This is a genomic window from Microbacterium sp. bgisy189 (genome assembly GCF_965345345.1).
Taxonomy (GTDB): domain Bacteria; phylum Actinomycetota; class Actinomycetes; order Actinomycetales; family Microbacteriaceae; genus Microbacterium.
On sequence record NZ_CBDRMZ010000001.1, the window covers coordinates 455590 to 480791 of the forward strand.

18 protein-coding genes and 1 tRNA gene are annotated in these 25202 nt (G+C 69.5%); 13 read left to right on the plus strand and 6 right to left on the minus strand.

The features are described 5' to 3' along the window. Window positions 1–38: 38 nt before the first annotated feature. Both ACSF8R_RS02210 and ACSF8R_RS02215 read right to left on the minus strand, forming a co-directional pair. Complete coding sequence (locus ACSF8R_RS02210) at window positions 39–1283, minus strand: sugar ABC transporter substrate-binding protein (RefSeq protein WP_434810203.1); 1245 nt, start codon at window positions 1281–1283, stop codon at window positions 39–41. 144 nt (window positions 1284–1427) lie between these two features. Next, complete coding sequence (locus ACSF8R_RS02215) at window positions 1428–3449, minus strand: beta-galactosidase (RefSeq protein WP_434810204.1); 2022 nt, start codon at window positions 3447–3449, stop codon at window positions 1428–1430. A gap of 180 nt (window positions 3450–3629) precedes the next feature. On the opposite strand from ACSF8R_RS02215, the gene ACSF8R_RS02220 reads away from it, so the two are divergent. From ACSF8R_RS02220 to ACSF8R_RS02230, 3 genes are all read left to right on the plus strand, one after another. Further along, the gene (locus tag ACSF8R_RS02220; RefSeq protein WP_434810205.1) at window positions 3630–4646 is read left to right on the plus strand and encodes a LacI family DNA-binding transcriptional regulator; all 1017 of its coding nucleotides are present in this window, start codon (window positions 3630–3632) and stop codon (window positions 4644–4646) included. 61 nt (window positions 4647–4707) lie between these two features. Then, window positions 4708–6276, plus strand: a complete 1569-nt coding sequence (metG, locus tag ACSF8R_RS02225; RefSeq protein WP_434810206.1) for a methionine--tRNA ligase — start codon at window positions 4708–4710, stop codon at window positions 6274–6276. Between the two features lies 1 nt (window position 6277). Then, the gene (locus ACSF8R_RS02230) at window positions 6278–7165 is read left to right on the plus strand and encodes a TatD family hydrolase (RefSeq protein WP_434810207.1); all 888 of its coding nucleotides are present in this window, start codon (window positions 6278–6280) and stop codon (window positions 7163–7165) included. On the opposite strand, the gene ACSF8R_RS02235 is transcribed toward ACSF8R_RS02230, so the two are convergent. Genes ACSF8R_RS02235 through ACSF8R_RS02245 form a run of 3 tightly spaced genes read right to left on the minus strand, consistent with a single transcriptional unit; the run spans window position 7144 to window position 11479 of the window. Further along, window positions 7144–9138, minus strand: coding sequence for a glycosyl hydrolase (locus ACSF8R_RS02235; protein WP_434810378.1), 1995 nt, complete (start codon window positions 9136–9138; stop codon window positions 7144–7146). The genes ACSF8R_RS02230 and ACSF8R_RS02235 overlap by 22 nt on opposite strands. Then, window positions 9138–9860 carry a biotin/lipoyl-binding protein gene (locus ACSF8R_RS02240; protein ID WP_434810208.1) on the minus strand — a complete coding sequence of 241 codons (723 nt, stop codon included), beginning with the start codon at window positions 9858–9860 and terminating at the stop codon, window positions 9138–9140. Before ACSF8R_RS02240 ends, ACSF8R_RS02235 begins: the two co-directional genes overlap by 1 nt. Beyond that, window positions 9857–11479 (minus strand): glycosyltransferase, encoded by a 1623-nt coding sequence (locus tag ACSF8R_RS02245; protein ID WP_434810209.1) that lies wholly within the window; start codon window positions 11477–11479, stop codon window positions 9857–9859. Before ACSF8R_RS02245 ends, ACSF8R_RS02240 begins: the two co-directional genes overlap by 4 nt. Before the next feature lie 235 nt (window positions 11480–11714). Here ACSF8R_RS02245 and rsmA point away from each other — a divergent pair, with 235 nt between their 5' ends. The 6 genes from rsmA to ACSF8R_RS02275 all read left to right on the plus strand — a co-directional run bounded on the left by rsmA (window position 11715) and on the right by ACSF8R_RS02275 (window position 18150). Next, window positions 11715–12566, plus strand: a complete 852-nt coding sequence (rsmA, locus tag ACSF8R_RS02250) for a 16S rRNA (adenine(1518)-N(6)/adenine(1519)-N(6))-dimethyltransferase RsmA (RefSeq protein WP_434810210.1) — start codon at window positions 11715–11717, stop codon at window positions 12564–12566. A 9-nt stretch (window positions 12567–12575) separates the two neighbouring features. Further along, on the plus strand, window positions 12576–13649 hold the full coding sequence (gene mgrA, locus ACSF8R_RS02255; protein WP_434810211.1) for an L-glyceraldehyde 3-phosphate reductase: 1074 nt from the start codon (window positions 12576–12578) through the stop codon (window positions 13647–13649). Then, complete coding sequence (locus ACSF8R_RS02260; RefSeq protein ID WP_434810212.1) at window positions 13625–14584, plus strand: 4-(cytidine 5'-diphospho)-2-C-methyl-D-erythritol kinase; 960 nt, start codon at window positions 13625–13627, stop codon at window positions 14582–14584. Before mgrA ends, ACSF8R_RS02260 begins: the two co-directional genes overlap by 25 nt. Beyond that, window positions 14581–15873, plus strand: a complete 1293-nt coding sequence (locus ACSF8R_RS02265; RefSeq protein ID WP_434810213.1) for a GNAT family N-acetyltransferase — start codon at window positions 14581–14583, stop codon at window positions 15871–15873. Before ACSF8R_RS02260 ends, ACSF8R_RS02265 begins: the two co-directional genes overlap by 4 nt. Before the next feature lie 121 nt (window positions 15874–15994). Continuing rightward, window positions 15995–16300 carry a WXG100 family type VII secretion target gene (locus tag ACSF8R_RS02270; RefSeq protein ID WP_434810214.1) on the plus strand — a complete coding sequence of 102 codons (306 nt, stop codon included), beginning with the start codon at window positions 15995–15997 and terminating at the stop codon, window positions 16298–16300. A 32-nt stretch (window positions 16301–16332) separates the two neighbouring features. Beyond that, complete coding sequence (locus ACSF8R_RS02275) at window positions 16333–18150, plus strand: ABC-F family ATP-binding cassette domain-containing protein (RefSeq protein WP_434810215.1); 1818 nt, start codon at window positions 16333–16335, stop codon at window positions 18148–18150. Between the two features lie 94 nt (window positions 18151–18244). Here ACSF8R_RS02275 and ACSF8R_RS02280 read toward each other — a convergent pair whose 3' ends face one another. Next, window positions 18245–18742, minus strand: a complete 498-nt coding sequence (locus ACSF8R_RS02280; protein ID WP_434810216.1) for a MarR family winged helix-turn-helix transcriptional regulator — start codon at window positions 18740–18742, stop codon at window positions 18245–18247. Between the two features lie 206 nt (window positions 18743–18948). Here ACSF8R_RS02280 and ACSF8R_RS02285 point away from each other — a divergent pair, with 206 nt between their 5' ends. From ACSF8R_RS02285 to ACSF8R_RS02300, 4 genes are all read left to right on the plus strand, one after another. Beyond that, window positions 18949–22566, plus strand: a complete 3618-nt coding sequence (locus tag ACSF8R_RS02285) for a glycosyl hydrolase 53 family protein (RefSeq protein WP_434810217.1) — start codon at window positions 18949–18951, stop codon at window positions 22564–22566. Window positions 22567–22641: 75 nt separating this feature from the next. Next, window positions 22642–22713 (plus strand) — tRNA-Gln (locus tag ACSF8R_RS02290). Between the two features lies 1 nt (window position 22714). Beyond that, window positions 22715–24184, plus strand: coding sequence for a bifunctional UDP-N-acetylglucosamine diphosphorylase/glucosamine-1-phosphate N-acetyltransferase GlmU (gene glmU / locus ACSF8R_RS02295; protein WP_434810218.1), 1470 nt, complete (start codon window positions 22715–22717; stop codon window positions 24182–24184). Further along, window positions 24162–25190, plus strand: coding sequence for a ribose-phosphate diphosphokinase (locus tag ACSF8R_RS02300; protein WP_434810219.1), 1029 nt, complete (start codon window positions 24162–24164; stop codon window positions 25188–25190). The genes glmU and ACSF8R_RS02300 overlap by 23 nt, the downstream gene beginning before the upstream one ends. The last annotated feature ends 12 nt before the right edge of the window (window positions 25191–25202 follow it).

A 25202-nucleotide genomic window follows, 5' to 3' on the forward strand; every position in this document is an offset into this window, starting at 1 on the left:
CCGGGTCGGGAGGCGAACCTCCCGACCCGGGAAGGGGATCAGCCGATCGTGGCCTCGAGGTCTGTGACCATCTTCGACCAGGTGCCGGCTGCGTCGGCGCCCTTGATGATCTGCACCTGGGCGGCGTTCCAGACGTCCCAGACGTTGCCCATCTCGGGGATCGACGGCATCGGCACGCCGTTCTGCGACGAGGCGAGGAAGCCGGCGATGACCGGGTCGGACGAGACCTCTTCAGCCAGCGAGCTCCACGCCGGGATGCGCGGGTCGGCCTCGTAGAGGGCCTTCTGCGCGTCGTCGGTCGCGAGGTAGCTCACCAGGAAGTCCTGGGCGACCAGCGCGTTCTGGCTCTGGCTGCTCAGGTAGAAGCCCTGCACGCCCACGAACGGCGAAGCGGTTTCGCCGCCGGCCGAGGGGATCGGGTTCACCGTGATGTTGACGCCCTGCGCGGTGAGGGTCTCGACGGCCCACGGACCCTGGACGGTGTACGCGGCCTGGCCGGACGCGAACAGCTCGTTGTTGGTGTCGTAGTCGATCGTCGTGGAGATGTTGCCGGTGCCGGTCTCGCCCTCGGCCTTGAGCCACTCGGCGAACGCGGTGCCGGCGTCGCCGCCCATGCCGATCTCGGTCGTGTACGAACCGGAGTCGTCCTGCACGAAGACGGGAGCGCCGAAGGAGGTCTGGAAGCCGTACATCGTGTACGCGTCGCCGGTCTGGCCACCCGTGTTGATGACGAACGGACGCTCCGCGCCGCCGGCCTCAGCCGCCGCGATCATGTCGTCGAAGGTCGCGGGAGCGTCTTCGCCGACGAGGTCGGTGTTCTGGATGAGGGCGATCGTCTCGAGCGAGTAGGGCAGTGCGTAGAGCTGGCCCTCGTAGGTCATCGCGTCGAGCGCGACCTGCTCGAACGAGCCCGCCGTGTCACCGAGGTCGAGCGTGTTGACGACACCGGCCTGGACGAGCGCGCCCAGCCAGTCGTGTGCACCGATCGTGATGTCGGGGCCTTCGCCGGTGGGGACCTGGTTGATGAAGTCGTTGCGGATGTCCTCGAAGTTCTTCTGGACGAGCTCGACGGTTGCGCCGGTCTCCTCCTCGAACACCGCGGCGGCTGCTTCGATCGCCGGCTGACGGTTTTCGTCGGTCCAGACCGTCAGCGTCACGCCGCTGTAGTCGGCGGCAGGTGCCTCGGACTCGGTCTCGGTGGGGGTGGTGGTGCCGCCGCCGCAGCCGGCGAGCAGGAGCGTGGTGGCCGCCAGAGCGGCGACGCCGATGCCCATCTTGCGCATGGATTTTCCTTCCGGAGGTGGTCGATCCTGCGGGCCTCGGGTGAGATCGCGCCGTCACGACCGGTGGTGGATGCCGCGGCCGAACGGTCGCGGCGGGTCTCTCTCAGTGCTGCTTCGCGGGGGTTCCCGCAGAGAAGCGGTCGATCATCGACCACCTCCCGATGCTGTGTGCGGTTCGCGGACGACGGCGACGTCGCCCGGCTGGAGCACCAGCATGCCCCGGATGTCGTCCTGTGTCAGCAGGTTGACGCCCGAAGTCGGTAACGAAACGGCATCCGTTCCGTGGTTGATGGCGACGAGGTAGTCGGCATCGACGCCGCGACGACGGATGGCCTCCACCCCCGTCGGAAGCTCCGCGGGCGCGATGCCCGCGTCGGCGTACACCTCGGTCATGATGGCCGCGAGGCCGTCTGCGTCGGGGCGCGTGCTGATGTACCAGCCGATGCCCGCGCCGTGGCGGTGACGGGTGATCGCGGCGCCGCCTGTGCCCGGGCCGTCGGTGTAGACACCGCGGGTCTCGGCGCCGACGAGGGTGAGATCTTCCTGCCACACGTCGACCGTGAGCGTGCTGCCGCCGAAGTCCACACCGCCGGTGTCGCCTTCGCGCAGCGGCAGGTGCTCCTCGACAGTGACGCCGAGCGCGGGGGCGAGGGGAGCGAGAAAACCACCCGAGTGCACGGCGTCGTTCTCGTCGACGACGGCCGAGAAGAACGAGACGACGAGGGTGCCGCCCTGCTCGACGTAGCGGTTGAGGTTGTCGGCATCAGCGCCGCTGAGCAGGTACTGCGCGGGTGCGATCACGAGCTTGTAGCCGCTCAGGTCATGACCGGGGAGGGCGAAGTCGACGGTGATGTTGTCGCGCCACAGTCGCTCGTAGAACGCGCGGATGCGTTCGGCGTGGCCGACGTCGACCGACGGGCGCCATTCGAGGTCCTGCGCCCAGAACGACTCGAAGTCCCACAGCACCGCGACATCGGCGTGCACGCGCGAGCCGAGCACCTCGTCGAGGGTGCCGAGCTTGGCTCCCAGGTCGACGACCTCGCGGAACACCCGGGAGGTCTCGCCGGCGTGCGGCAACATCGCGGAGTGGAACTTCTCGGCGCCCGAGCGTCCCGCCCGCCACTGGAAGAAGAGGATGCCGTCCGCGCCGCGTCCCACGTGCGACAGCGAGTTGCGTGCCATCTCACCGCGGCGCTTTGCGACGTTGCGGGGCTGCCAGTTCACAGCCGAGGTGGAGTGCTCCATGAGGATCCACGGCGCGCCGCCGCCGACCGAACGCGTGAGGTCGGCGGCGATCGCCAGGCCGATCTCCCCCTCTTCGTCGGCGGCCCACAGGTAGTGGTCGTCGGAGACGATGTCGACTTCGCGTGCCCACGCCCACAGGTCGCAGCCGTTGTGCTGGTTGGCCATGAAGTTGGTCGTGATCGGCCGGTCGCTGTGCGCGCGGATCGCGTCGCGCTCGGCGACGAAGCAAGCGCGCAGCTGGGAGTCGGTGAAGCGGGCGAAGTCGAGGCGCTGGGCCGGGTTGATGACGCTCGGCGCGGTCGCCGGGGCGCCCACGTGCGCCCATTCGCCGTAGTGCTGGCCCCAGAACGCGGTGCCCCACGCGGCATTGAGGGCGTCGAGTGTGCCGTACCGCTCCTGCAGCCACAGCCGCCATTCGCGCACCGAATGGTCGGAGAAGTCCTCGCCGACCGGCACACCGTACTCGTTGTGCACGTGCCACAGCACGACGGCGGGGTGCGAGCCGTAGCGCTGCGCCAGTTCGGTCGCGATGCGCACGGCGGCGTCACGGTAGGCGGGCGCGGAGTGCGAGGCCATGCCGCGCGAGCCGAAGCCCAGCGGCACGCCGTCGGCGGTCACGGCGCGCGCATCGGGGTGGTTCGCGAAGAACCATGCCGGGGGAGAGGCAGTGGGGGTGCCGAGGTCGACGGCGATGCCGTTCTCGTGCAGCAGTTCGATGATCTCGTCGAGCCACGAGAAGTCGAACTCGCCCTCGCGCACCTCGATGAGGGCCCACGAGAAGATCCCGATGCTCACGAGGTTGACGCCGGCCTCCCGCATGAGGCGCACGTCGTCGCGCCAGACCTCGCGAGGCCATTGCTCGGGGTTGTAGTCACCACCGAAAGCCATCGATCGCAGGTCGGGCCAGACGGCTGAACTCATGTCGGTTGACGCTTCCTCGGGTCGGTGGTGTCGTCCGCGCCCGGAATCGGACTGTTACCGGTTCCAGGGTGCTGTCCACGATACGTCCGGCCGGCGTTCGTGTCATCCTTCGTTATCGAACTGTGACCGGTCACAGCTTCGTGCTGTGCGCGGCGTCGACGGCGCGATAGAGTCGCCGACGTGAATGGGAGCAGCGACGCGCTTCGCAAACCGACGATCCGCGATGTGGCGGCGGTCGCGGGTGTTTCGCACGGCACGGTCTCGCGCGTCATCAACGGCGGGCACTGGGTGTCGGCAGAGGCGCGCGCCGCGGTCGAAGCGGCGATCCGCGAGACCGGATACACCGCCAACCACGCAGCGCGCTCGCTCGCCACGGGTCGCTCCGGATCGATCGCCTTCCTGCTGACCGAGCCCCAGCATCTGCTCTTCGCCGACCCGACGTTCGCCCTGCTGCTGCGCGGTGCGACCGAAGCGCTCGCCCGCAAGGGGATGACCCTCGTCCTGCTCATCGCCGACTCCGCCGACGAGCGGGCGAACGTCGAGCGATACGTGCGCGCCGGACACGTCGATGGCGTGCTGCTCATCTCGTCGCACGAATCGAACCCGCTGCTGGCGTCCCTCATCTCGGCCGGCGTCCCGACCGTGTGCAGCGGTGTGCCGCTGGGTGACCGCGCGCACGTGCCGACGGTCTCGGTCGACGAAGCGGCCTCCGCTCGGGAGATGACCCGGTACCTCATCGACCGCGGGCACGAACACATCGCCGTCATCACCGGCCCCGACGACACCCCCGGCGGCCGCTACCGACTGCTCGGGTTCCGAGAGGTCATGGGGGACCGCTTCGATCCCGATCTCGTCGAACAGGACGTCTACTCGAGCGAAGCGGGGGCCGCGGCCATGACGCGGCTGCTCGAGCGGCAGCCCGACATCGACGCCGTGTTCGCGGCATCCGACGTGATGGCGGTCGGCGCGATCGCTGCCATCCGCCGTTCGGGGCGTCGCGTGCCCGAAGACGTCGCAGTCGCCGGATTCGACGACTCGGGGCTCGCCGAGACCCACGACCCCCCGCTGACGACGATGCGGCAGCCGTGGGCCGACATCAGCGCGACCATGGTCGAGATGGTGCTCGACGTCATCGGCGGCACGACACGCACCTCGGTCGTGCTGCCCACGACGCTCGTGGCCCGCGACAGCGCCTGAAGCCGGCATCCAGACCCGTCACACGCTCTCGGCACCCGTCGCCGAGAACTAGAATCCTCAGGTGAGCACCGCCAGCAGCTTCTACATCACGACGCCGATCTACTACCCGAGCGACGTGCCCCACATCGGGCACGGCTACACGACCGTGGCCGTCGACGCGCTCGCGCGCTGGCACCGCCAGGCCGGCGACGACACCTGGATGCTGACCGGCACCGACGAGCACGGCCAGAAGATGATGCGCGCCGCCGCGGCGAACGGCGCGACGCCGCAGGAGTGGGTCGACAAGCTGGTCACCGAGTCGTGGTTCCCCGTGCTCGAGACCCTCGACGTCGCCAACGACGACTTCATCCGCACGACGCAGCCCCGCCACGAGGAGCGCGTGAAGGAGTTCGTGCAGGCCATCTACGACCGCGGCTACATCTACGCGGGCGAGTTCGAGGCGCTGTACTGCGTCGGGTGCGAAGAGTTCAAGACCGAGGCCGAGGTGCTGCCTGGCACCGGTGAGTTCGAGGGCCTCAAGGTCTGCGCCATCCACTCCAAGCCGCTCGAACTGCTGCAGGAGAAGAACTACTTCTTCAAGTTGAGCGAGTTCCAGGACCGGTTGCTGGAGCTCTACCGCTCGGTGCCCGACTTCGTCCGCCCCGACTCCGCGCGCAACGAAGTGATCTCCTTCGTCAAGAACGGCCTGAAGGACCTGTCGATCTCCCGATCGACGTTCGATTGGGGCATCACCGTGCCGTGGGACGAGTCGCACGTCATCTACGTGTGGGTCGACGCCCTGCTCAACTACGCGACGGCCGTCGGCTTCGGCACCGACGAGGAGCAGTTCGCACGCCGCTGGCCCGCATACCATGTGGTCGGCAAGGACATTCTGCGCTTCCACGCGGTGATCTGGCCCGCAATGCTCATGGCTGCGGGCGTCGAGGTGCCCCGTGGCGTCTTCGCGCACGGCTGGCTGCTCGTCGGCGGCGAGAAGATGTCGAAGTCGAAGCTGACCGGCATCGCGCCGACCGAGATCACCGACGTGTTCGGGTCGGACGCCTACCGGTTCTATTTCCTTTCGGCGATCGCGTTCGGGCAGGACGGATCGTTCTCGTGGGAAGACCTCTCGGCGCGCTACCAGGCCGAACTCGCCAACGGCTTCGGCAATCTCGCCTCCCGTACGACCGCGATGATCAGCCGCTACTTCGACGGCGTCGTCCCCGAGCAGGGCGAGCCGACTGAGGCTGACATCCACATCCAGCGCGTCGTGGCGCGGGCGGCAGGCGATGCGGATGCCGCCATGGAGCGGTTCCGGCCCGACGAGGCCATCGATGCGATCTGGACGATCGTCGACGCCCTCAACGGCTACATCACCGAGAACGAGCCGTGGGCGCTCGCGAAGGACGACGCGCAGCGTGCACGTCTGGGCACCGTGCTCTACACGGCGGCCGAGGGCTTGCGTGCGCTCGCTGTCCTGCTGTCGCCGTTCATGCCGCAGGCGACCGCGAAGCTGTGGGATGCGCTCGGCATCGACGGCGCGCTGGATGCGCAGCCGATCCGTGACGCCGGCATGTGGGGCCAGCTGCCCGCGGGCACGACCGTCGGTGCCCTCGCGCCGCTGTTCCCGCGCGTCGAGCAGCCCGCCTGAGATGACCGAGGCAGATCCGAGCCAGTACGTGCGTCAGCGGGAGAAGGGCGCGCGCGACGTGACCTATCCGGTCGCTCCCGAACCGCTGTCGGTCGCCGTCTACGACAACCACGCCCATCTCGAGATCGAGGACGGTGAGCAGCCGCTCTCGCTCGACGAGCAGCTGGCCAGGGCCGCCGAGGTGGGTGTCGCCGGGGTCGTGCAGGCCGGCGGCGACATCGATTCGAGTCGGTGGTCGGCGTGGGCGGCGCAGCAGCATCCACGGGTGCTCGCCGCCGTCGCGATCCACCCGAATGAGGCGCCCGCTTACCAGGCGGCCGGCCGTCTCGATGAGGCGATCGGGGTCATCGACGAGCTCGCCGGACAGCCTCGTGTTCGTGCCATCGGCGAGACCGGGCTCGACTTCTTCCGCACCGACGAGGCCGGCCTGCCCGCACAGTTCGAGAGCTTCGAGGCGCACATCGACCTCGCCAAGCGCCACGGCATCGCGATGCAGATCCACGACCGCGATGCGCATGACGCCGTGCTCGAGACGCTGTTGCGGGTGGGTGCGCCAGAGCGCACCGTCTTCCACTGCTTCTCGGGCGATGCCGAGATGGCGCGTATCGCGGGTGAGCGCGGGTATTGGCTCAGCTTCGCGGGAAACGTCACGTTCAAGAACGCCCAGAACCTGCGCGACGCCCTGGCCGTCACACCGATCGAGCGCATCCTCGTCGAGACCGACGCGCCGTTCCTCACGCCCACGCCGCACCGCGGTCGCCCCAACGCGCCGTACCTGGTGCCGGTGACGGTGCGGTTCATGGCCGCCGAGCTGGGAGCGGACCTCGACGAGTTCTGCGCGCAGATCGCGTCGAACACCCTCGCCGTCTACGGCGCGTTCGAAGACTGATCGTTCAACCGCACGGCCGTCAGCCACGCCATTGCCGCCGATGCGGACAGTCCGTCATCCCACTCGGTGCGCTCGCGCGCGAGCGCTTCGGCGCGCGCGAGCTCGTCTTCGCCGATGATCGCCGAGTACAGCATCACGTAGTCTCCCAGCGCGCCGCTGAATCCGGACTCGCCGCCGGCTTCTGCCACGAGCTCTGCGACCCGTTCCGCGTCGGTGGGGAGGTACTCGAGCGACACGGCCGACAGTGGCAGCAACTGGATGCCGAGAATTGCCGACGGTTCTGGACTGAACCACGTCGCGTAGTCGCGCTTGCCGCCCCAACTGAGGGAGAGCATCGTGTGCTCGAATCCGTCCGGCAGTCCGCTGAGGTCGGGATCGAGCCACAGCCGCGCGGCTGCGTCCGCCTCGGCAGACAGCAGCCACGTCGCACGTGAGGCGAGCTCGTCGTTCTCGCGCGCCTGCGCCCACAGCGCGAGGCCGTTCCACGCGCCGACCCCTTCAGAACTGGACTCCTGGTTGTTGCCGTCGGCGAACACGCTGAGACCGCCGGCCCAGGAGTGACCGCGATAGGGGTCGAACACTCGGAGCGCGGGCATCTCCTCCGATCCCGCCGCCACATCGGCGGCCAACACGTCGAGCACCGCTGCCATCTCTTCCACCAGTTCTGGGCGTTCGGCGGCGAGTGCTGCGCCGGCCGTGAGGAAGTAGCCGTAGTGGAAGTGATGGTCGTTGCCCTCCTCCGAACCGAACGACGGCATCTTCCCGACCACGAGGTCGAGCCGGTCGTCGAACACGAAGCACCGCTCCGCGCGCTGCGTGCACGCGTCCGCGTCGAGCCACGGGAGCAGCTCGGCCTGCAGTTCGTCCGCGATCGCGGCGGCGAGATCGGCATCGTCGAGGGCACGTGCGAGCGAGAGCATGGTGCCCAACCGTGCGAGGGCCTTGCCGCCGTAGTAGGTGTCGGCCGGGACGTCGGCGGTGTCGGCCAGATCGGCGCGCAAGAGCCCGAGCAACTCCTCTCGGTCATCGGAGGCGATCCCGGTGAGGTCATACCCGGCCGCGGGATCGACGGAGGGCACCGACCATGCCAGCTCGGTGGCGGCGCACGCCGGCGCATCGCCGTACGCGGTCTGGAAGGTGCCCAGCGAACACTCGAGGCCCACGTCGTGCCCGCCGAACGGGACCAGCACCGTGGCATCGGTCCCCGTGTACCGCAGTCGTGTCGCGGCTGTCTCCTCGTCAACGGTGTACGAGACCTCCACTCCGGTGATCGGATCGTCCAGCGCCTCCCGCCACTGCTCGATGGCGCCGTCGGCGGGAACCGGGAACACCTGCACGGTCGCGCCGTCGTCCACGCGCAGCCCGTCGCCATCGGGTTGTGCACCGGGCGCGAGGATGCCGTACTCCACGCCCGCCACCGTCGTGGACCAGAGACCGTCGCCTGCTTCGACAAGCGGCGCCTCGATGGCGAGGGTGAGATCGCGCTGCGAAACGATTCCTGCGACCGGCGAGCCTTCGGCGAGTGTGACCTCGGCCGAGACGCCGTCGGCGTCGGCGTAGGCGAGGGTTACGGCGACCGCGTCGGCGGCGACGACGGTGACCTCCTCAGCGCCCAGGCCGACCGATACCCCGTCGGCGAACGGCGCTGCGATTGTCGTGGCGCTCGCGGTGACGCTGGGGAGCGCCACCGTGAATCCGTCGGTGCGAGGGGCGACCGCGAGCGGGTAGGGGAACACCGGCTGCAGTTCGTCGGCGAACACGATGCTCGAATACCACCGGCTGGTGGGCACGATGACGTGGTCGGCGAGTCGCAGCGGGGCGGCGTCAGAGACCGATTCGGTCGGCAACGTCGAGACGGACGAGGTCGGGGCCGGCGTCGGCTGATTCCAGTCGTCATCGGGGGCCGACACGCACGACGCGCACAGCGCCAGCACGCCGGCCGCGGCCAAGATGACGGTGAGCGGTCGCCGCATCACAGGCCGATCTTCCGCAACAGGTCGCCGAACGCGTCGGAGATGCCGGCCAGCGGACCGTCGTCGCGCAACCTCAGCGTGACCGTGACGGGCGTCCCCGACTGGAACAGCCCGGTCGCCGTTTCGTCGGCGAGTTCCGCGCTGTCGATGCTCACCGTCGACAGTGCCTGTCCGTCGGCGGTCGCGACATCCACACTGCTCACGGCGCCGACGAGTGTCTCGCCGCTGGGCAGGAGGATCTCCGCCTCTGCGTCGGTGGCGATTCGGACGTAGTCGCGCGCGGTGAGCACGAAATCCGCGTCGACGGACAGCGTGCGCTCGCGGTCGATGGTCGCCAGGACGCTCCCGGCGGGCGCGAACCCGCCCTGCACGACCGAGACGTCGGTGACGGTGCCGGCGACGCTGGCCACCACGGTGGTGGTGCCGTCGTCGGCCACGTGCTCGGAATCGACCGTGTACCCCGAGGCGATGTCGAGCTGCAGTGCGAGCGACTGCACCGCGAACAACGGGTCGCCCGCTGCGACGGCGTCGCCGTCGTGCACGTACAGCTCGGTGACGGTGCCGCCGTAATCGGTGCCGACGGCGTATGCGTCGGCGACGATCTCGGCGCTGGTGGACTGCGCCGAGTTCTGACGCTGGTTGAACACGATCGTGCCGACGGCGACGAGCGCGACGACGATGATGAGTCCGAGGGTGAGCTTGAGTCTGCTGGCCCAGGTCATGAGATACCTCCGAGGCGGGCGTCGGCGTGCCGGCGTCGGGAGGCGGCCTGCTCTCGCGGCGCCGGTCGGGCGATGACGGTGATGGGATCTGTGGGGGTGGGTTCGGTTGAGACGTCGGGGAGCGGCCGGGGTCGGCGGCGCAGATGCAGTTCGCGCAGCGCTGCGCCGAGGAAGGCGCCGAGGATGACGGTGTTCGTCGCGTTCCAGGCCATCGCGAGCGTCACGGTGCCGTTGTCGATGTCTCGCCACACCGCGACGACGGTCGTGAGGGCGAGGAAGACGAAGCACAGCGTCTGCGGGATGATGAAGTTGAACGGCGAACGGGTGGATGCCGACCCCGTCACATGCCAGCCCTCAGACTTGCCCGTGATCACGTTCCACAGCGCCTTGGTGTAGATCGGGAACGACACCGTTGCGAGTGTCAGGGTCTCCCATCGGAACGAGCCCACCGCGAACCACGCGAGCAGGATCTGGATGACGTAGAACCCGGCGTAGTACAGCGCCCACGTGAACACCGAGATGTCCAGGTGCATCGGCCGCAGATCGAAGTAGATCTCCAGCGGCGGCACGAGCAGCAGCAGCAGGGGACAGATGCCGGTGAGGTAGAAGGTGGCCGTCACGAGGTACTGGATGCGCTGGTCCATGGTCAGTCGCCGGCGGATGCTCAGCGGATTGTGCTGCAGCAGGATTTCGAAGCCACCGGACGCCCACCGCAACTGCTGCTTGCTGTACGCCTCGACCGTCTCGGGTGCATCTCCGACTGCGAGCACATCGGGGATGAACACCGATCGCCAGCCACGCTCGTGCAGCATCAGCGCCGTCCACACGTCCTCCGACTTCGAGTCGGTGTACATGCCGCCGATCTCGTCGATCGCGGCGCGGCGGAACACCACGTTGGTGCCGACGCAGAACGCCGCATTGAACCGGTTGCGACCGGGCTGGATGAAGCGGTAGAACACCGTCTGCATATAGGCGGCCCCGCGGGCGATGACGGTGTGCAAGTTGCCGTACGCCTGTGGCGTCTGCACGAAGGCGACGGTGCTGTCGGTGAAGAACGGGACCGTCTCCACCAGGAGGTCGGGCTTGGGCACGAAGTCGGCATCGAGGATGACGAAGTAGTCGCCCTTCGCGATCGACAGTGCGTGATTCACGTTCCCTGCCTTCGCCCCGTTCGAGCTCAGTCGTCGCACGTACCACGCTCCGACCTCCGCGGCCAGCGCCTTCACCTCGTCGGAGCGTCCGTCGTCGAGAATCCAGGTGCGATGCCGGCCTCGCATCGCGACGGCCGCCGTGACGGTGCGGCGGACGGCATCGAGGTCTTCGCCGTAGACCGTGATGAACACATCGATCAGCACCTCGCGGCCGCCGAGATGCACGGCATCGTCGCCGTCGTCCGCGCGAGGCATCAGCAGTGCACGGGCGGCGTGATAGGCGAAGTCTCTCGGGTCGTAGCCACTGGAGAGAATCGTCCACATCGCCAGGAGCGCGTGGAAGACGAGGATCGTCTCGGCGACGATGACCATGACGTACGGGATCGCGTCGCCGCGGTTGCCCGGATTGAGCAGGAACGCCGCATACGCGAGGATGCCGATCGTTCCGATGATCACCAGGAGCACCATGACGGGACTGGCGGCACCTCGATAGTGACTGTTGCGCCGGATGACGCGAATAGCGTCGCTGTCGGTTTGGACCATTGGACTCCCCCAGAAAGTCATTCGGTCGATCAAAGCCGCAGCCTCGTTGCCGCACTCGCTATGTTCGCCTCCACATGAGACAGGGGAGTGCCGGGCACGTAAACGACTGGTGACGACGGGCTGGCAGAGTGCCGACCGTCTGCTGGGTACAGTGATCTTCATGCCCGTGACCCTGCTCGGAGCCGCCGAAATCCGCACGCTCGCCGCTGCGCTCGACGTGACCCCGACGAAGAAGCTGGGGCAGAACTTCGTCGTCGATGCGAACACGGTTCGCAAGATCGTGCAGGCGGCATCGGTCACCGCCGACGACCGGGTCGTCGAGATCGGTCCGGGGCTGGGGTCGCTGACCCTCGCGATCCTCGAGACCGGAGCCCCCGTCACGGCCGTCGAGATCGACCATCGCCTGGCCGAACGGCTGCCTGCCACGGCAGCAGCGCATGGCGTCGCGACGGGCGCGCTCACGGTGGTCGACGCCGACGCCCTGCACGTGCACGAGCTGCCGGGGGACCCGAACGTGCTGGTTGCGAACCTGCCCTACAACGTCAGCGTGCCGGTGCTGCTGCACTTCCTCGAGACCTTCCCCGGTCTCGAGCGCGGCGTCGTCATGGTGCAGGCCGAGGTGGGGGAGCGGCTGGCCGCAGCTCCAGGCTCGAAGGTCTACGGCGCGCCGAGCGCGAAGGCTGCCTGGTATGGCCCGTGGCGGCTCGCCGGCACCGTCTCTCGCCAGGTGTTCTGGCCGGTGCCCAACGTCGACAGCGTGCTGGTGGGCTTCACCCGCAACCCCGAACCGCGAGGGACAGAAGACGAACGCCGCCGCACGTTCGCCGTCATCGATGCGGCCTTCCAGCAGCGTCGCAAGATGCTGCGGCAGGCGCTCTCGTTGGTATTGGGCGGGTCGGCGGCATCGGCATCCGAGATCCTCGAACGGGCCGGCGTGGCACCGACCGCGCGCGGCGAGCAGCTCACCGTCGACGACTTCCACCGCATCGCCGAAGTCGCCGCGGGTCGCTAGCCTGGACAGGTGACCGACACCGAACGCTTCCCGCCCTCCCGCGGCGGCGACCTGCACCGCCCCTACACCGCAGCCGACGACCGCTACGAGGGTTCTTCGTACCGCCAGGTGGGCTCATCGGGGCTGTATCTGCCGCCGATCTCGCTCGGCCTGTGGTGGAACTTCGGCGACAACATCCCCTTCGACAACCAGCGCGCCCTCCTGCGCCACGCGTTCGACCGGGGCATCACGCACTTCGACCTGGCGAACAACTACGGGCCGCCCTACGGCTCGGCCGAGACGAACTTCGGCCGCATGATGCGCGAGGACTTCGCGCCGTACCGCGATGAGCTCATCATCTCGTCGAAGGCCGGCTACGACATGTGGCCGGGTCCCTACGGCACCCAGGGCTCACGCAAGTACCTGATCGCGAGCGCCGAGCAGTCGCTGCAGCGCATGAGCGTCGACTACGTCGACATCTTCTACTCGCACCGCCCCGACGCCGACACCCCGATCGAAGAGACCGTGGGCGCCCTCGACACGCTCGTGCGCCAGGGCAAGGCGCTCTACGTGGGCATCTCGTCGTACAGCGCCGAACGCACCGCTGCGGCGCAGGCCGCCGCGCGCGAGCTGGGCACACCGCTGGTGATCCACCAGCCCGCGTACTCGGTCCTCAACCGCTGGGTCGAGGACGGACTGATCGATGTACTGCGGCAGGAGGGCATGGGCGCGATCGCCTTCACCCCGCTCGCGCAGGGACTGCTCACCGGCAAGTACCTCGGCGACGGCACCGCGGAGCGTGCGCAGCAGCGGTCGTCGATGTCGGGCCGCGACCAGCTCAGCGAGAAGGGCCTCGCGACGCTGCGCAGCCTCAACGACATCGCGCAGCGTCGCGGACAGTCGCTCGCCCAGATGGCGATCCAGTGGGTGCTGCGCGACCCTGTGGTCACCTCTGCGCTCATCGGCGCCTCGCGTGCCTCGCAGCTCGACGAGAACCTCGCAGCCCTCGACGGGCCCGCGTTCGACACCGAAGAACTCGAGCAGATCGACGCGCTGTCCGACGGCATCGATGTCGATCTGTGGGCGGACTCGACCGCACTGTGAGCCACGGCGCGACGCTTGACCGGGTGCTCGTACGGGCACCCGGCAAGCTGAACGTGTTCTTCGCGGTCGGCGACGTGCAGCCTGACGGCTACCACGATGTCGCGTCGGTCTATCAGGCCGTCTCGGCCGTCGAAGAAGTCGTGGCGACACCATCCGACGATTTCACGATCGCGGTGACGGGCTCCGTCGATGTCGAAGGTGTGCCGCTCGACGACCGCAACCTGGCGATCCGCGCGGCACGGCTGCTGGCGAGCGAGACCGGCTACACCGGCGGGGTCCATCTCGTGGTCGACAAACACGTGCCGGTTGCGGGTGGCATGGGAGGCGGTTCGGCCGACGCCGCAGCCGCGCTGGTCGCATGCGACGCGCTGTGGCGCACGGGCCTGCCGGTCGCGCGGCTGCACGATCTGGCATCCCGGCTCGGTGCAGACGTGCCGTTCGCGCTGCTCGGGGGCACTGCCGTCGGCACCGGTCGCGGCGACCAGCTCAGCCCGGCGTTGGCGCGTGGGCGCTTCGATTGGGTGCTCGTGACCGACGGTGAGGGGCTGTCGACGCCCGTCGTCTACGGCGAGCTCGATCGCCTGCGGGCGCAGCGTCGCCCCGACATCGCGCCCGATGCAGGCGACCCCGTCGTCGACCCGCAGGTGCTGCAGGCGCTCCGCGCGGGGGATGCCGCAACGCTGGCCCGCGCTGCCCGAAACGATCTGCAAGCGGCCGCGTGCGCCTTGCGCCCCGCGCTGGCCGACCTCGTCGCGGACGGGATCGGGCACGGCGCGTTGACGGGGCTCGTGTCGGGATCGGGCCCGACGGTCGCGTTCCTCGCAGCAGATCCCGATGCCGCAGCCATGATCGGCGAGCGGCTCGCAGAAGAAGGACACGATGTCCGGCACGTGCACGGACCCGTCGGTGGAACGAGAGTGGTGAGCGCATCATGACGCAGGACTGGACGACGCGACCCGTCGATGAGACCTCGGCTGCCCGACTGCGGGACGGAGGGCTCGACATGCGCCTCGTCACCGGCGACGCCGTGCGGCCTTGGCTGCAGGCGGTCGCGCGTGGGTTTCAGGGGCCCGAGTCCAGCGAGGAGCAGCTCGACGCGTCGGTGGTTCGGAACGCGGACAAGCGGATCACCGGCATCTACGACGCATCGGCGCCCCATCCTGACGTGCCCGTGGGCACGGTCGACTCGTGGATCGGCGAGCTGACGCTCCCGGGTCGGACGACGCTGCCGGCTGCTGCCATCAGCGCCGTCACGGTCGCCCAGACGCACCGCCGTCGTGGGATCGCCCGGGCCATGCTCGAAGGCGAACTGCGCGCGGCCGTCAGCGCCGGGGTGCCGATCGCGATGCTCACCGTCTCCGAATCCACCCTCTACGGGCGCTACGGGTTCGGCGTCGCGACGACGGCCTGCACGATCGAGATCGACGTCAAGCGTGCGGATTGGGTCGGGCCGCGGCCAGGTGGCCGCGTCGACCTCATCTCGCGCGAGTCGGCACGCGACCTCGTCGCCGAACTGCACGACCGCGTCAGGCTGAGTCGTCCCGGCGACATCTCGCTGCCCCCGGGGCACGAAGACCGCTTCACCGGCACGGCGCCCGACGCGAAGGAGGGCGGCAAGGTGCGCTGCGTGCGCTACGCAGACGCAGACGGTGCCGCACGCGGCATCCTCACCTACACGGTGTCCGAGAACCACGACGATTTCACAAAGGCGAAGATCGACGTCGTGACCCTCATCACCGAGACCGACGACGCGGCGGCGGCGCTCTGGCGCTACCTCGTCGACCACGACCTCGTCGGCACGGTCAGCGCCTCGCTGCGCTCACCAGACGATCCGGTCGTGTGGATGATCGACGACGTTCGCGCGGCGACCCGCACGCTCGAAGACCATCAGTACCTGCGCGTGCTCGACGTGCCGGCCGTCTTGCAGGCGCGACGGTATGACCGCGTCGGCCGCGTCGTGCTCGAGGTGACAGATCCGCTCGGCATCGCCGAGGGCCGATACCTGTTGCAGACGAACGAGTCCGGCGCCGGCTCCGTTTCGGCCGCGCCGGATGATGCCGCGACCGACGTGCGGCTGGGAGTCTCCGAGCTCTCCTCGGCGGTGCTCGGCTCGGTCGACCTGCGCACGCTCGCACGTGCCGGCCGGGTGACCGGTTCGGGTGTGTCGGCGGCTGCGGCGTTGCTGTCATGGCCCGAGGCGGCCGTGCTCGGCATCTGGTACTGACCGAGGCTGTGATGGGGACTTCTCCCCATCGACCCGGTGCATGCGGGTGCATACGCTGGTTGTTCCCGCTGCGTCCGCCCGGGCGCGCGAGGGTCGACCCGACGACCTCTGGAGGAAGTCCATGACGCAGATTCGTGCCACGTCGGAATCGCTCGCCGGTGTCGCCGGTCAGCTCACGGCAGGGGCGCGCTCGATCCGTTCGCAGTTGGCCAATCTGCGCTCACTCGTCGACGGTCTCGTCTCGGGTGAACTGGGCACGTCGGACCGGTTCACCGAGCTCACGACCCAATGGGATGACGCCGGCGGGCAGTTGACGGCATCCCTCGAAGAGCTCGGCCGACTTCTCGACGCCGACGCCCACGCCTACGCCCACGCTGAGGACGCTCCGACTCCCGCCGTGGACCGCAGCGCCGGCCCGCGTCCCTAGACTGGAAGCCCGAACGAAGGAGGGGCGTCCCCATGGCGCATCTGCTGGGCGCCGAGGGGCTGCACCTCGAGTATCCGACCAAGGTCGTCTTCGACGGCGTGAGTCTCGGCATCGACGAGGGCGACCGCATCGGCGTCGTCGGACGCAACGGCGACGGCAAATCGAGTCTGCTGCGCATGCTCGCGGGGCTCGCTGAACCGGATGCCGGTCGTGTGACCGTCCGCGGCGGTGTGCACGTCGGCGTGCTCGACCAGGCCGACGTGCTCGATGACACCCTCACAATCCGCGAGGCGGTCGTCGGTGACACCCCCGACCACGAATGGGCCGGCAGTGCCCGCATCCGCGACGTCATCTCGGGCCTCCTCGGCGACCTGGAGTGGGACGGTCCGGTGCAGGGCCTGTCGGGTGGGCAGCGACGACGCGTGTCGCTCGCCGCCTTGCTGGTCGGCGACCATGACGTGCTGTTCCTCGACGAGCCCACCAACCACCTCGACGTCGAGGCGATCGCCTGGCTTGCCGCGCACCTGAAGACGCGGTGGGCTGCGAACGCGGGCGGGCTGCTTGTCGTCACGCACGACCGTTGGTTTCTCGACGAGGTGTGCACGACGACGTGGGAGGTGCACGACCGCATTGTCGAGCCGTTCGAGGGCGGGTACGCCGCGTACATCCTGCAGCGCGTCGAACGCGACCGGCAGGCGGCCGTGATCGAACAGCGCCGGCAGAACCTCGCGCGCAAGGAGCTCGCCTGGCTGCGGCGCGGCGCGCCTGCGCGCACCTCGAAGCCGAAGTTCCGCATCGACGCGGCGAACGTGCTCATCGAGGACGTTCCCGAGATCCGCGACAAGGTCGACCTCGCCTCGCTTGCCGTCTCCCGACTCGGGAAAGACGTCGTCGACCTGCTGGATGCCTCCGTCGCCTACGGCGAGACGCGCGTGCTGGCGGATGTCGAGTGGCGGCTCGCGCCGGGGGAGCGCACCGGCATCCTCGGTGTCAACGGCGCCGGCAAGTCCACCCTGCTGGGGCTGATCTCCGGCGAGGTGCAGCCGACCGGTGGCCGCGTCAAACGCGGGAAGACGGTGCAGGTCGCAACCCTCACGCAGCGGCTCGATGAGCTGGAGGAGCACCTCGACGATCCGGTGCGCGTCGTCATCTCGCGGCTGCGCACGACCTACACGTTCGGATCGGGGTCGAAGGCGACTGAACTGACTCCGGGTCAGCTTCTCGAGCGGATGGGCTTCTCGAGCGCGCAGCTCTCGACCCCGGTGAAGGATCTGTCGGGTGGGCAGAAGCGCCGCCTGCAGCTGCTGCTGATCCTGTTGCAGCAGCCGAACGTGCTGATCCTCGACGAGCCGACCAACGACCTCGACACCGACATGCTCGCGGCGATGGAAGACCTGCTCGACTCGTGGCCGGGCACCCTCATCGTGGTTTCGCACGACCGGTACTTCCTCGAGCGCGTCACCGACCAGCAGTACGCGATCCTGCCAGGTGCCGACGGCGTCGGGCGGCTGCGGCACCTGCCGGGGGGCGTCGACGAGTACCTGCGGCGGCGCGCCGAGCAGCGTGCGCGTCCGGTGGCATCCGGCCCATCCACGAACGGTTCGACGCAGCCCGCAGTGCCCGCGCTCTCGGGCGCCGACCTGCGCGCGGCGCAGAAGGAGCTCGCGGCGACCGAACGGCGCATGCAGAAGCTGCAGCAGGATGCCGTGACCCGCCGCGACCGGCTCGCCGACCACGACCAGGCCGACTATGTCGGACTCGGCGAGAAGATGGCCGAGATCCAGGCGATCGAGTCCGAGGTCTCAGCGCTCGAGGACCGCTGGCTGGAGCTGTCCGAGCAGCTCGGCTGACCGCGGGCCGCTCGCCTGTCACGAACGCGGCGCTGCGGCCCGTGATCGTGACGGGCGAGCAGTCGGCGTCGCGGTCGATCGACGCGGGGTGGCCTCAGGCGTCGAAGCCGAGGCTGAGTTTGCGCAGCAGGCCGGCGAGCCGGTCGCGGTCGGCGCGGGCGAGCACGCCGAGCAGGTGCGCTTCGGCGTCGACGAGGCGCGTGATCGCGGCATCCACGCGCGTGCGGCCGTCTTCGGTGAGGGTGACCAGCACGCTGCGACCGTCGCCCGGGTCGGCTTCGCGGCGCACGAGACGGCGCCCGACGAGTCGGTCGATGCGGTTCGTCATCGTGCCGCTGGAGACCAGCGTCTGCTGCAGCAGCTGCTTGGGGCTCAGCTGATACGGCTCGCCCGCGCGGCGCAGCGCAGAGAGCACGTCCCACTCCCACGGCTCCAACTCGCTGCGGCGGAACGCCTCGCGACGGGCGCGGTCGAGGTGCCGGGAGAGCCGGTCGACGCGCGAGAGCACTTCGAGCGGGGAGAAGTCTAGGTCGGGGCGCTGAGTCACCCACGCGCCGACGATGCGATCGACCTCGTCGTGTTCGGCGCTCATCCCGCCATCCTCCCACCGGAGGCGCATTCGCAGCGCGATGTGTCGGTGGCTGATTCCCTGGCCGATCCCCTGGAACCGGTCACAGTTCGGTAACGGAACCGGCCGACCAGTACCGCGCAAGCGCTCGCGCACGGCACCCTGTGACCGGTAACAGTTCTCCCGGGCGCGATGCCGCGTGCGGGGATCGACGACGATCGGAGACACCCGTGCGTTCCACCCCAGGCCACCGTCCCAGCCGCGCAGCCGTCGCCGCGCTCGCGACGGCAGCCCTCGCAGCACCGTTGATCGCAGCGACCCCGGCATCCGCCGCCGACGGGCCGGTCGAGGCCGGCATCGTCGTGAAGAAGGTCGAGAACCTGCCCACCGACTTCATCAACGGTGTCGACGTCTCGTCCGTGCTGTCGCTCGAGGCGTCCGGCGTCGTGTTCCGCGATGCCGACGGACAGGTCGCGGACCTGTTCGACGTGCTCGCCGACCACGGCATCACCGACGTGCGGGTGCGGGTCTGGAACGACCCGTTCGACGCCGACGGCAACGGGTACGGCGGCGGCGACGTCGATGTCGCCCGGGCCGTCGAAATCGGTGAGCGCGCGACGGATGCCGGCCTGGGCGTGCTCGTCGACTTCCACTACTCCGACTTCTGGGCCGACCCCGCCAAGCAGCAGGCGCCGAAGGCGTGGGCATCGCTCGATGTCGCAGCGAAGGCCGACGCGGTCACCGCGTTCACGACCGACGCGCTCGAGCAGTTCGTGACCGCCGGCGTCGACGTGCAGATGGTGCAGGTCGGCAACGAGACCAACGGCGCCGTCGCAGGCGTCACCGGGTGGGCGGGGATGTCGCAGATCTTCGCAGCGGGCTCCGCGGCGGTCCGCGACGTCACGCCAGACGCGAAGGTCGCTGTGCACTTCACCAACCCCGAGTCCAGCGGTCGCTACGCCGGGTATGCGGCACAGCTCGACAACTACGACGTCGACTACGACGTGTTCGCCTCGTCCTACTACCCGTATTGGCACGGCACGACGACGAACCTCACCTCGGTCCTGTCGCAGGTCGCCACGACCTACGGCAAGGAGGTCATGGTGGCCGAGACGTCGTGGGCGACGACCCTCGAAGACGGCGACGGACACGGCAACGTGATCGACCTGGCGAGTGAGGCGACCCAGTATCCGCTCAGCGTGCAGGGGCAGGCCACCGCCGTCCGCGATGTCATCCAGGCAGTCGCCGACGTGGGCGAGGCCGGCATCGGCGTCTTCTACTGGGAGCCGGCCTGGCTGCCGGTCGGTCCGCCCTCGCAGCTCGAGCAGAACAAGCTGCTGTGGGAGCGCGACGGGTCGGGCTGGGCCTCGAGTTACGCGGGGGAGTACGACCCCGAGGATGCCGGCCACTGGTACGGCGGGTCGGCCTGGGACAACCAGGCGATGTTCGCCGCCGACGGCACACCGCTCGAATCGCTCAATGTCTTCTCCTACGCCCGCACCGGTGCCGTCGCGCCCCGCGAGGTGGTGTCGGTCGCATCGCCGACGATCACCGTCACCGACGGCGATCAGATCGTGCTGCCCGAGACGGTCGACGTGACCTACAACGACGACAGCACCGAAGCCGAGCGGGTCACGTGGTCCGATGAGGCCGACTACATCTCCGGTCCCGGCGAGTACACCGTCGGCGGCACCACGGCATCCGGCCACGCTGTGACGGCGACGGTCATCGTGCAGGCCGTCAACGCGCTGCGGAACCCCGGGTTCGAAGACGCAGACGTCTCGATGTGGCAGTCCAGCGGCACGGCGCTGCGGTTGCGCGCCACCGATGACCCGCGGTCGGGCACCCGATCGGCGCACTTCTACGCCGCGAGCGCGTACACCTTCACGCTGTCGCAGACGGTGACGGGGCTGCCCGCCGGTGACTACACCGCGTCGGGCGCGCTGCAGGGCGACGGTGAGGGTGACACCGGCAGCGTGACGCTCACGGTGCGCTCCGGTGCTCAGACCCAGGATGCCGGCTTTCAACTGCGCGGCTGGCGCAACTGGTCGACCCCGACGACGGATGCCGTGAGCGTCCAAGACGGCGGATCGGTGACGGTCGAGATCTCGGCATCGCTGCCGGCCGGCGCGTGGGGCACGATCGACGATCTCGTCCTGACGCGCGCGGCCGCAGTCGGCGTCGACACCTCGGCGCTGCAGGCCGCCGTCGACCGGGCCGAAGCGATCGACCGCGACATCGTCACGGCCGACTCGCTGGCGGACCTCGACGCCGCGCTCCGCATCGCAGACACGGTGCTCGCATCGCAGCGACCTGACGCCGATCTCGTCGACGCCGCACTCACGCGGCTCGAGGCCGCACTCGACGCGCTCGAACTGGTGGGGGCAGAACCCGCCCCGACCGTGCTCCCGGTCGCGATCGATGCGGTCGAAGGGGAGTCGATCGCGCTGCCCGACACCGTCGACGTGCGCCGATGGAACGGCGTCGTCGAGGCCGTTCCGGTGAGCTGGTCGGATGCCGCGCTCGCCGCGATCGAAAGCTCTGGCGTGTACGAGATCCCCGGCACGACCGACACCGGCGCCGCGGCGGTCGCAACCGTGACCGTGACGGCCAAGCAGTGGGTCGTCGACCCCGGCTTCGAAGATGCCGACGGCGAGGCTTGGACGATCGCCGGGGCGGGGGCGAGCAGAGGCGCGACGGCGGATGCCGCAGCCGGAGACCGAGCGGTTTCGTTCTGGGCGGACGCCGCCTACACGTTCACGGTCAGCCAGCGCATCACCGCCGTGACGCCCGGCACCTACACGCTCAGCGCGACGGCGCAGGGTGACGGTGAGGCGGCTGGCGACAGCATCCGCGTCGTCGCCCGCGCCGGCGACGCCGAGGCCGGCGCCGACCTCGCCCTGACGGGGTGGCAGGTGTTCGACACCGCGACGACCGAACCGATCACCGTGGGCGCCGACGGCATCCTGACGGTCGCGGTCGAGGCGTCGCTTGCGGCAGGGGCATGGGGCACGATCGACGAGATCCGGCTGCAGCGTGCGGGCGAACGGGTCGACACCGACGCCCTCGCAGCCGACGCCGCGCAACTCGCCGCACTCGTCGCCTCCGACTACACGCCGTGGTCGTTCGCTCCGGTGGCCGATGCCGTCGCCGTCGCGCAGGTGCTCGTCGCGGCCGACTGGCCCGCAGCCGAAGCCGTCGCGGCAGCCGTGGCGCGCCTCGCCGAGGTGCGCGCGGGACTCGTCCAAACCGATGCCGACACCGCGACCGCAGCGCCCGCGCGCGGTGCGCTCTCGCACGACAACGGCTGGGACACGGGTCTTCGCGACGGCGACTACCGCATCACGATGAACCTGTGGTGGGGGCAGAACGCCTCGTCGTTCCGCCTCTACGAGAACGGCGTGCTGATCGCGACCGTGCCGCTGGAGTACCGCGGAACGAAGGCGCAGCTCGCGACCGTGCCGATCACCGGTCGCGCCAACGGCACCTACGCCTACACGGGCGTGCTCGTCAACACGCAGGGCGAGACGGCGGTCACGCCGGTCACCGTCAGCGTGACGGCGGCGAACCCCGGCATGCCCGTGCTCAGCCACGACAACCGCGACCGCGACGGCGCCTACACCGTGACGGCCGACATGTGGTGGGGCACCAACGCGACGTCGTATCGGTTCTACGAAGACGGAGAACTCGTCTCCGAGGGCTCGCTGACCGCGGCAACGCCCGCAGCGCAGCGTGCCCGGCTCACGGTCGACGGGGCATCCGTCGGCACCCACACCTACCGTGTCGTCTTCGCGAACGCGGCGGGGGAGACCACGAGCCGCGACCTCGAGGTCGTCGTGCGGCGCTGACCGGCGCTGACGCGCTGCGGACGGGCGGGCGCATGGCAGACTTGTCGGGCGCCCGCCCGCCCGCGGGCGGCGCGTTCCGCCGTGGTGTAATGGCAGCACGACAGCCTTTGGAGCTGTGAGGTCTAGGTTCGAGTCCTGGCGGCGGAGCATGACACAGAACACGCTCGACAGCTCGCTCGCGGTCGTCATCCTGGCCGCGGGGCAGGGCACGCGCATGAAGTCGTCGCTGCCGAAGGTGCTGCACCGCATCGGCGGGCGCCCGCTCGTCGGTCACGTGCTCGACACCGCGCGCGACCTCGCGCCGCAGCGCGTGCTCGTCGTCGTCCGCCATGAACGCGACCAGGTCGCCGAAGCCGTGCTCGGGGTCTCGCCCGAGGTGGTCGTCGTCGACCAGGACGAGATTCCCGGCACAGGCCGTGCCGTCGAGGTCGCGCTCGATCAGCTCGACGGCTTCGACGGCGACGTGCTGGTCCTCAGCGGTGACGTGCCACTGCTGGACGCAGACACGCTCGCCGCGCTCATCGACGCGCACCGCACCGCAGCCGCGGCAGCGACCCTGCTGAGCGCGATCGTCGACGACCCGACCGGCTACGGCCGTGTCATCCGCGATGCCGACGGCGGTGTCGACCGCATCGTCGAGCAGAAGGATGCCACCGCCGAGGAGGCCGCAGCGCGCGAGATCAACGCCGGCGTCTACGTCTTCCGCGCGACCGAGCTGCGCACCGAACTCGCCCGCGTCGGCACCGCCAACGCGCAGGGGGAGAAATACCTCACCGACGTCATCGGGCTGCTCCGCGGCGACGGGTTGACGGTCTCCGCCACGGTCGCGGCCGATGTCGCGGTCACGCTCGGCGTCAACGACCGTGCCCAGCTGGCGGATGCCGGCAAGCGCCTCAACGCCCGCACGGTGCGCCGCTGGCAGCTCGCCGGCGTCACGATCCAAGACCCCGACACGACGTGGATCGACGTGACCGCCACGCTCGCCCCCGACGTCACGGTGCTGCCGAACACCCACATCCAGCGTGCGACGACGATCGCCGCGGGCGCGGTGGTGGGCCCCGACACGAGCCTCGTCGACTGCGAGGTCGGCGAGGATGCGCGTGTCACCCGCACCGACGCGACGCTCGCCGTCATCGGCGCCGGCGCGACCGTCGGTCCCTTCGCCTACCTGCGGCCGGGCGCCGTGCTCGGCGACGGCGGCAAGGTGGGCACGTTCGTCGAGATCAAGAACTCGACGATCGGCGCCGACAGCAAGGTGCCGCACCTGTCGTACATCGGCGACACGACGATCGGTGAGCGGGTGAACCTCGGTGCCGGCGCGATCACCGCGAACTACGACGATCTCGCCAAGCACCGCACCGAGATCGGCGACGAGGTGCATTCCGGCTCGCACAACGTGTTCGTCGCGCCCGTTAGGATCGGTGATGGCGCCAAGACCGGCGCGGGAGCCGTCATCCGCAAGGACGTCCCGGCCGGCGCACTGGCCTTGAGCGTCGCCCCTCAGCGCAACGTCGAGGGGTGGGTCGAGAAGAACCGACCGGGGACGGGCGCGGCAGATGTCGCAGCCCGAGCCCGGTCCGCACAGAAGGCGGACGATGGCGCGCAACAAGAAGGCTGAGCTCGAGCGGGACGACATCGCCCCGGGCCTCGTGGTCAAGACCAAGAAGCGACTCGTCGTCGCCTCGGGCAGTTCGCACCCCGAACTCGCCCGTCAGGTCTCACAGGAGCTCGGCACGGAGCTGGCGCCCACCGAGCACCGCGTCTTCGCCTCCGGCGAGATCCTCACCCGCTTCGAGCGGTCGGTTCGCGGATGCGACATCTTCCTCATCCAGTCGTTCGGTCCGCCCGTCAACGAGTGGATGATGGAGATGCTCATCATGCTCGACGCGGCCAAGCGTGCGTCGGCCAAGCGCATCACCGTCGTCGCGCCGTACTACCCGTACTCGCGGCAGGACAAGAAGGGTCGCGGTCGTGAGCCGATCAGCGCACGCCTGGTCGCCGACCTGTTCAAGACCGCCGGCGCCGACCGCGTCATGAGCGTCGACCTGCACGCGGCGCAGATCCAGGGCTTCTTCGACGGCCCCGTCGACCACCTGTTCGCCAAGCCCGTGCTGCTCGACTACTTCGAGCAGAACCTGTCGCCCGAGGACCGTGAGAAGCTCACCGTCGTCTCGCCCGACACCGGTCGTGTGCGGGTCGCTGACACCTGGTCGGACAGTCTCGGTGCACCCCTGGCGATCATCCACAAGCGCCGCGACCCGAACGTCGCCAACCAGGTCACCGTCGCCGACATCGTCGGAAACGTCGAGGGCCGGGTGTGCCTGCTCGTCGACGACATGATCGACACCGGTGGCACGATCGTGAAGGCCGCGCAGGCGCTCAAGGCGAACGGTGCCGAGCGGGTCATCGTCGCCGCCACCCACGCCGTGTTCAGCCACCCCGCCGCCGAGCGTCTGCAAGACGACTCGGTCGACGAGGTGGTCGTCACCGACACGCTGCCGCTGCCGGAGGAGAAGCAGTTCCCGGGGCTCACGGTCCTGCCGATCGCTCCGCTGCTGGCCCGCGCGATCCGCGAGGTGTTCGAGGACGGCTCGGTCACCAGCATGTTCGACGGCGCGGCCTGATCAGCGCCACTG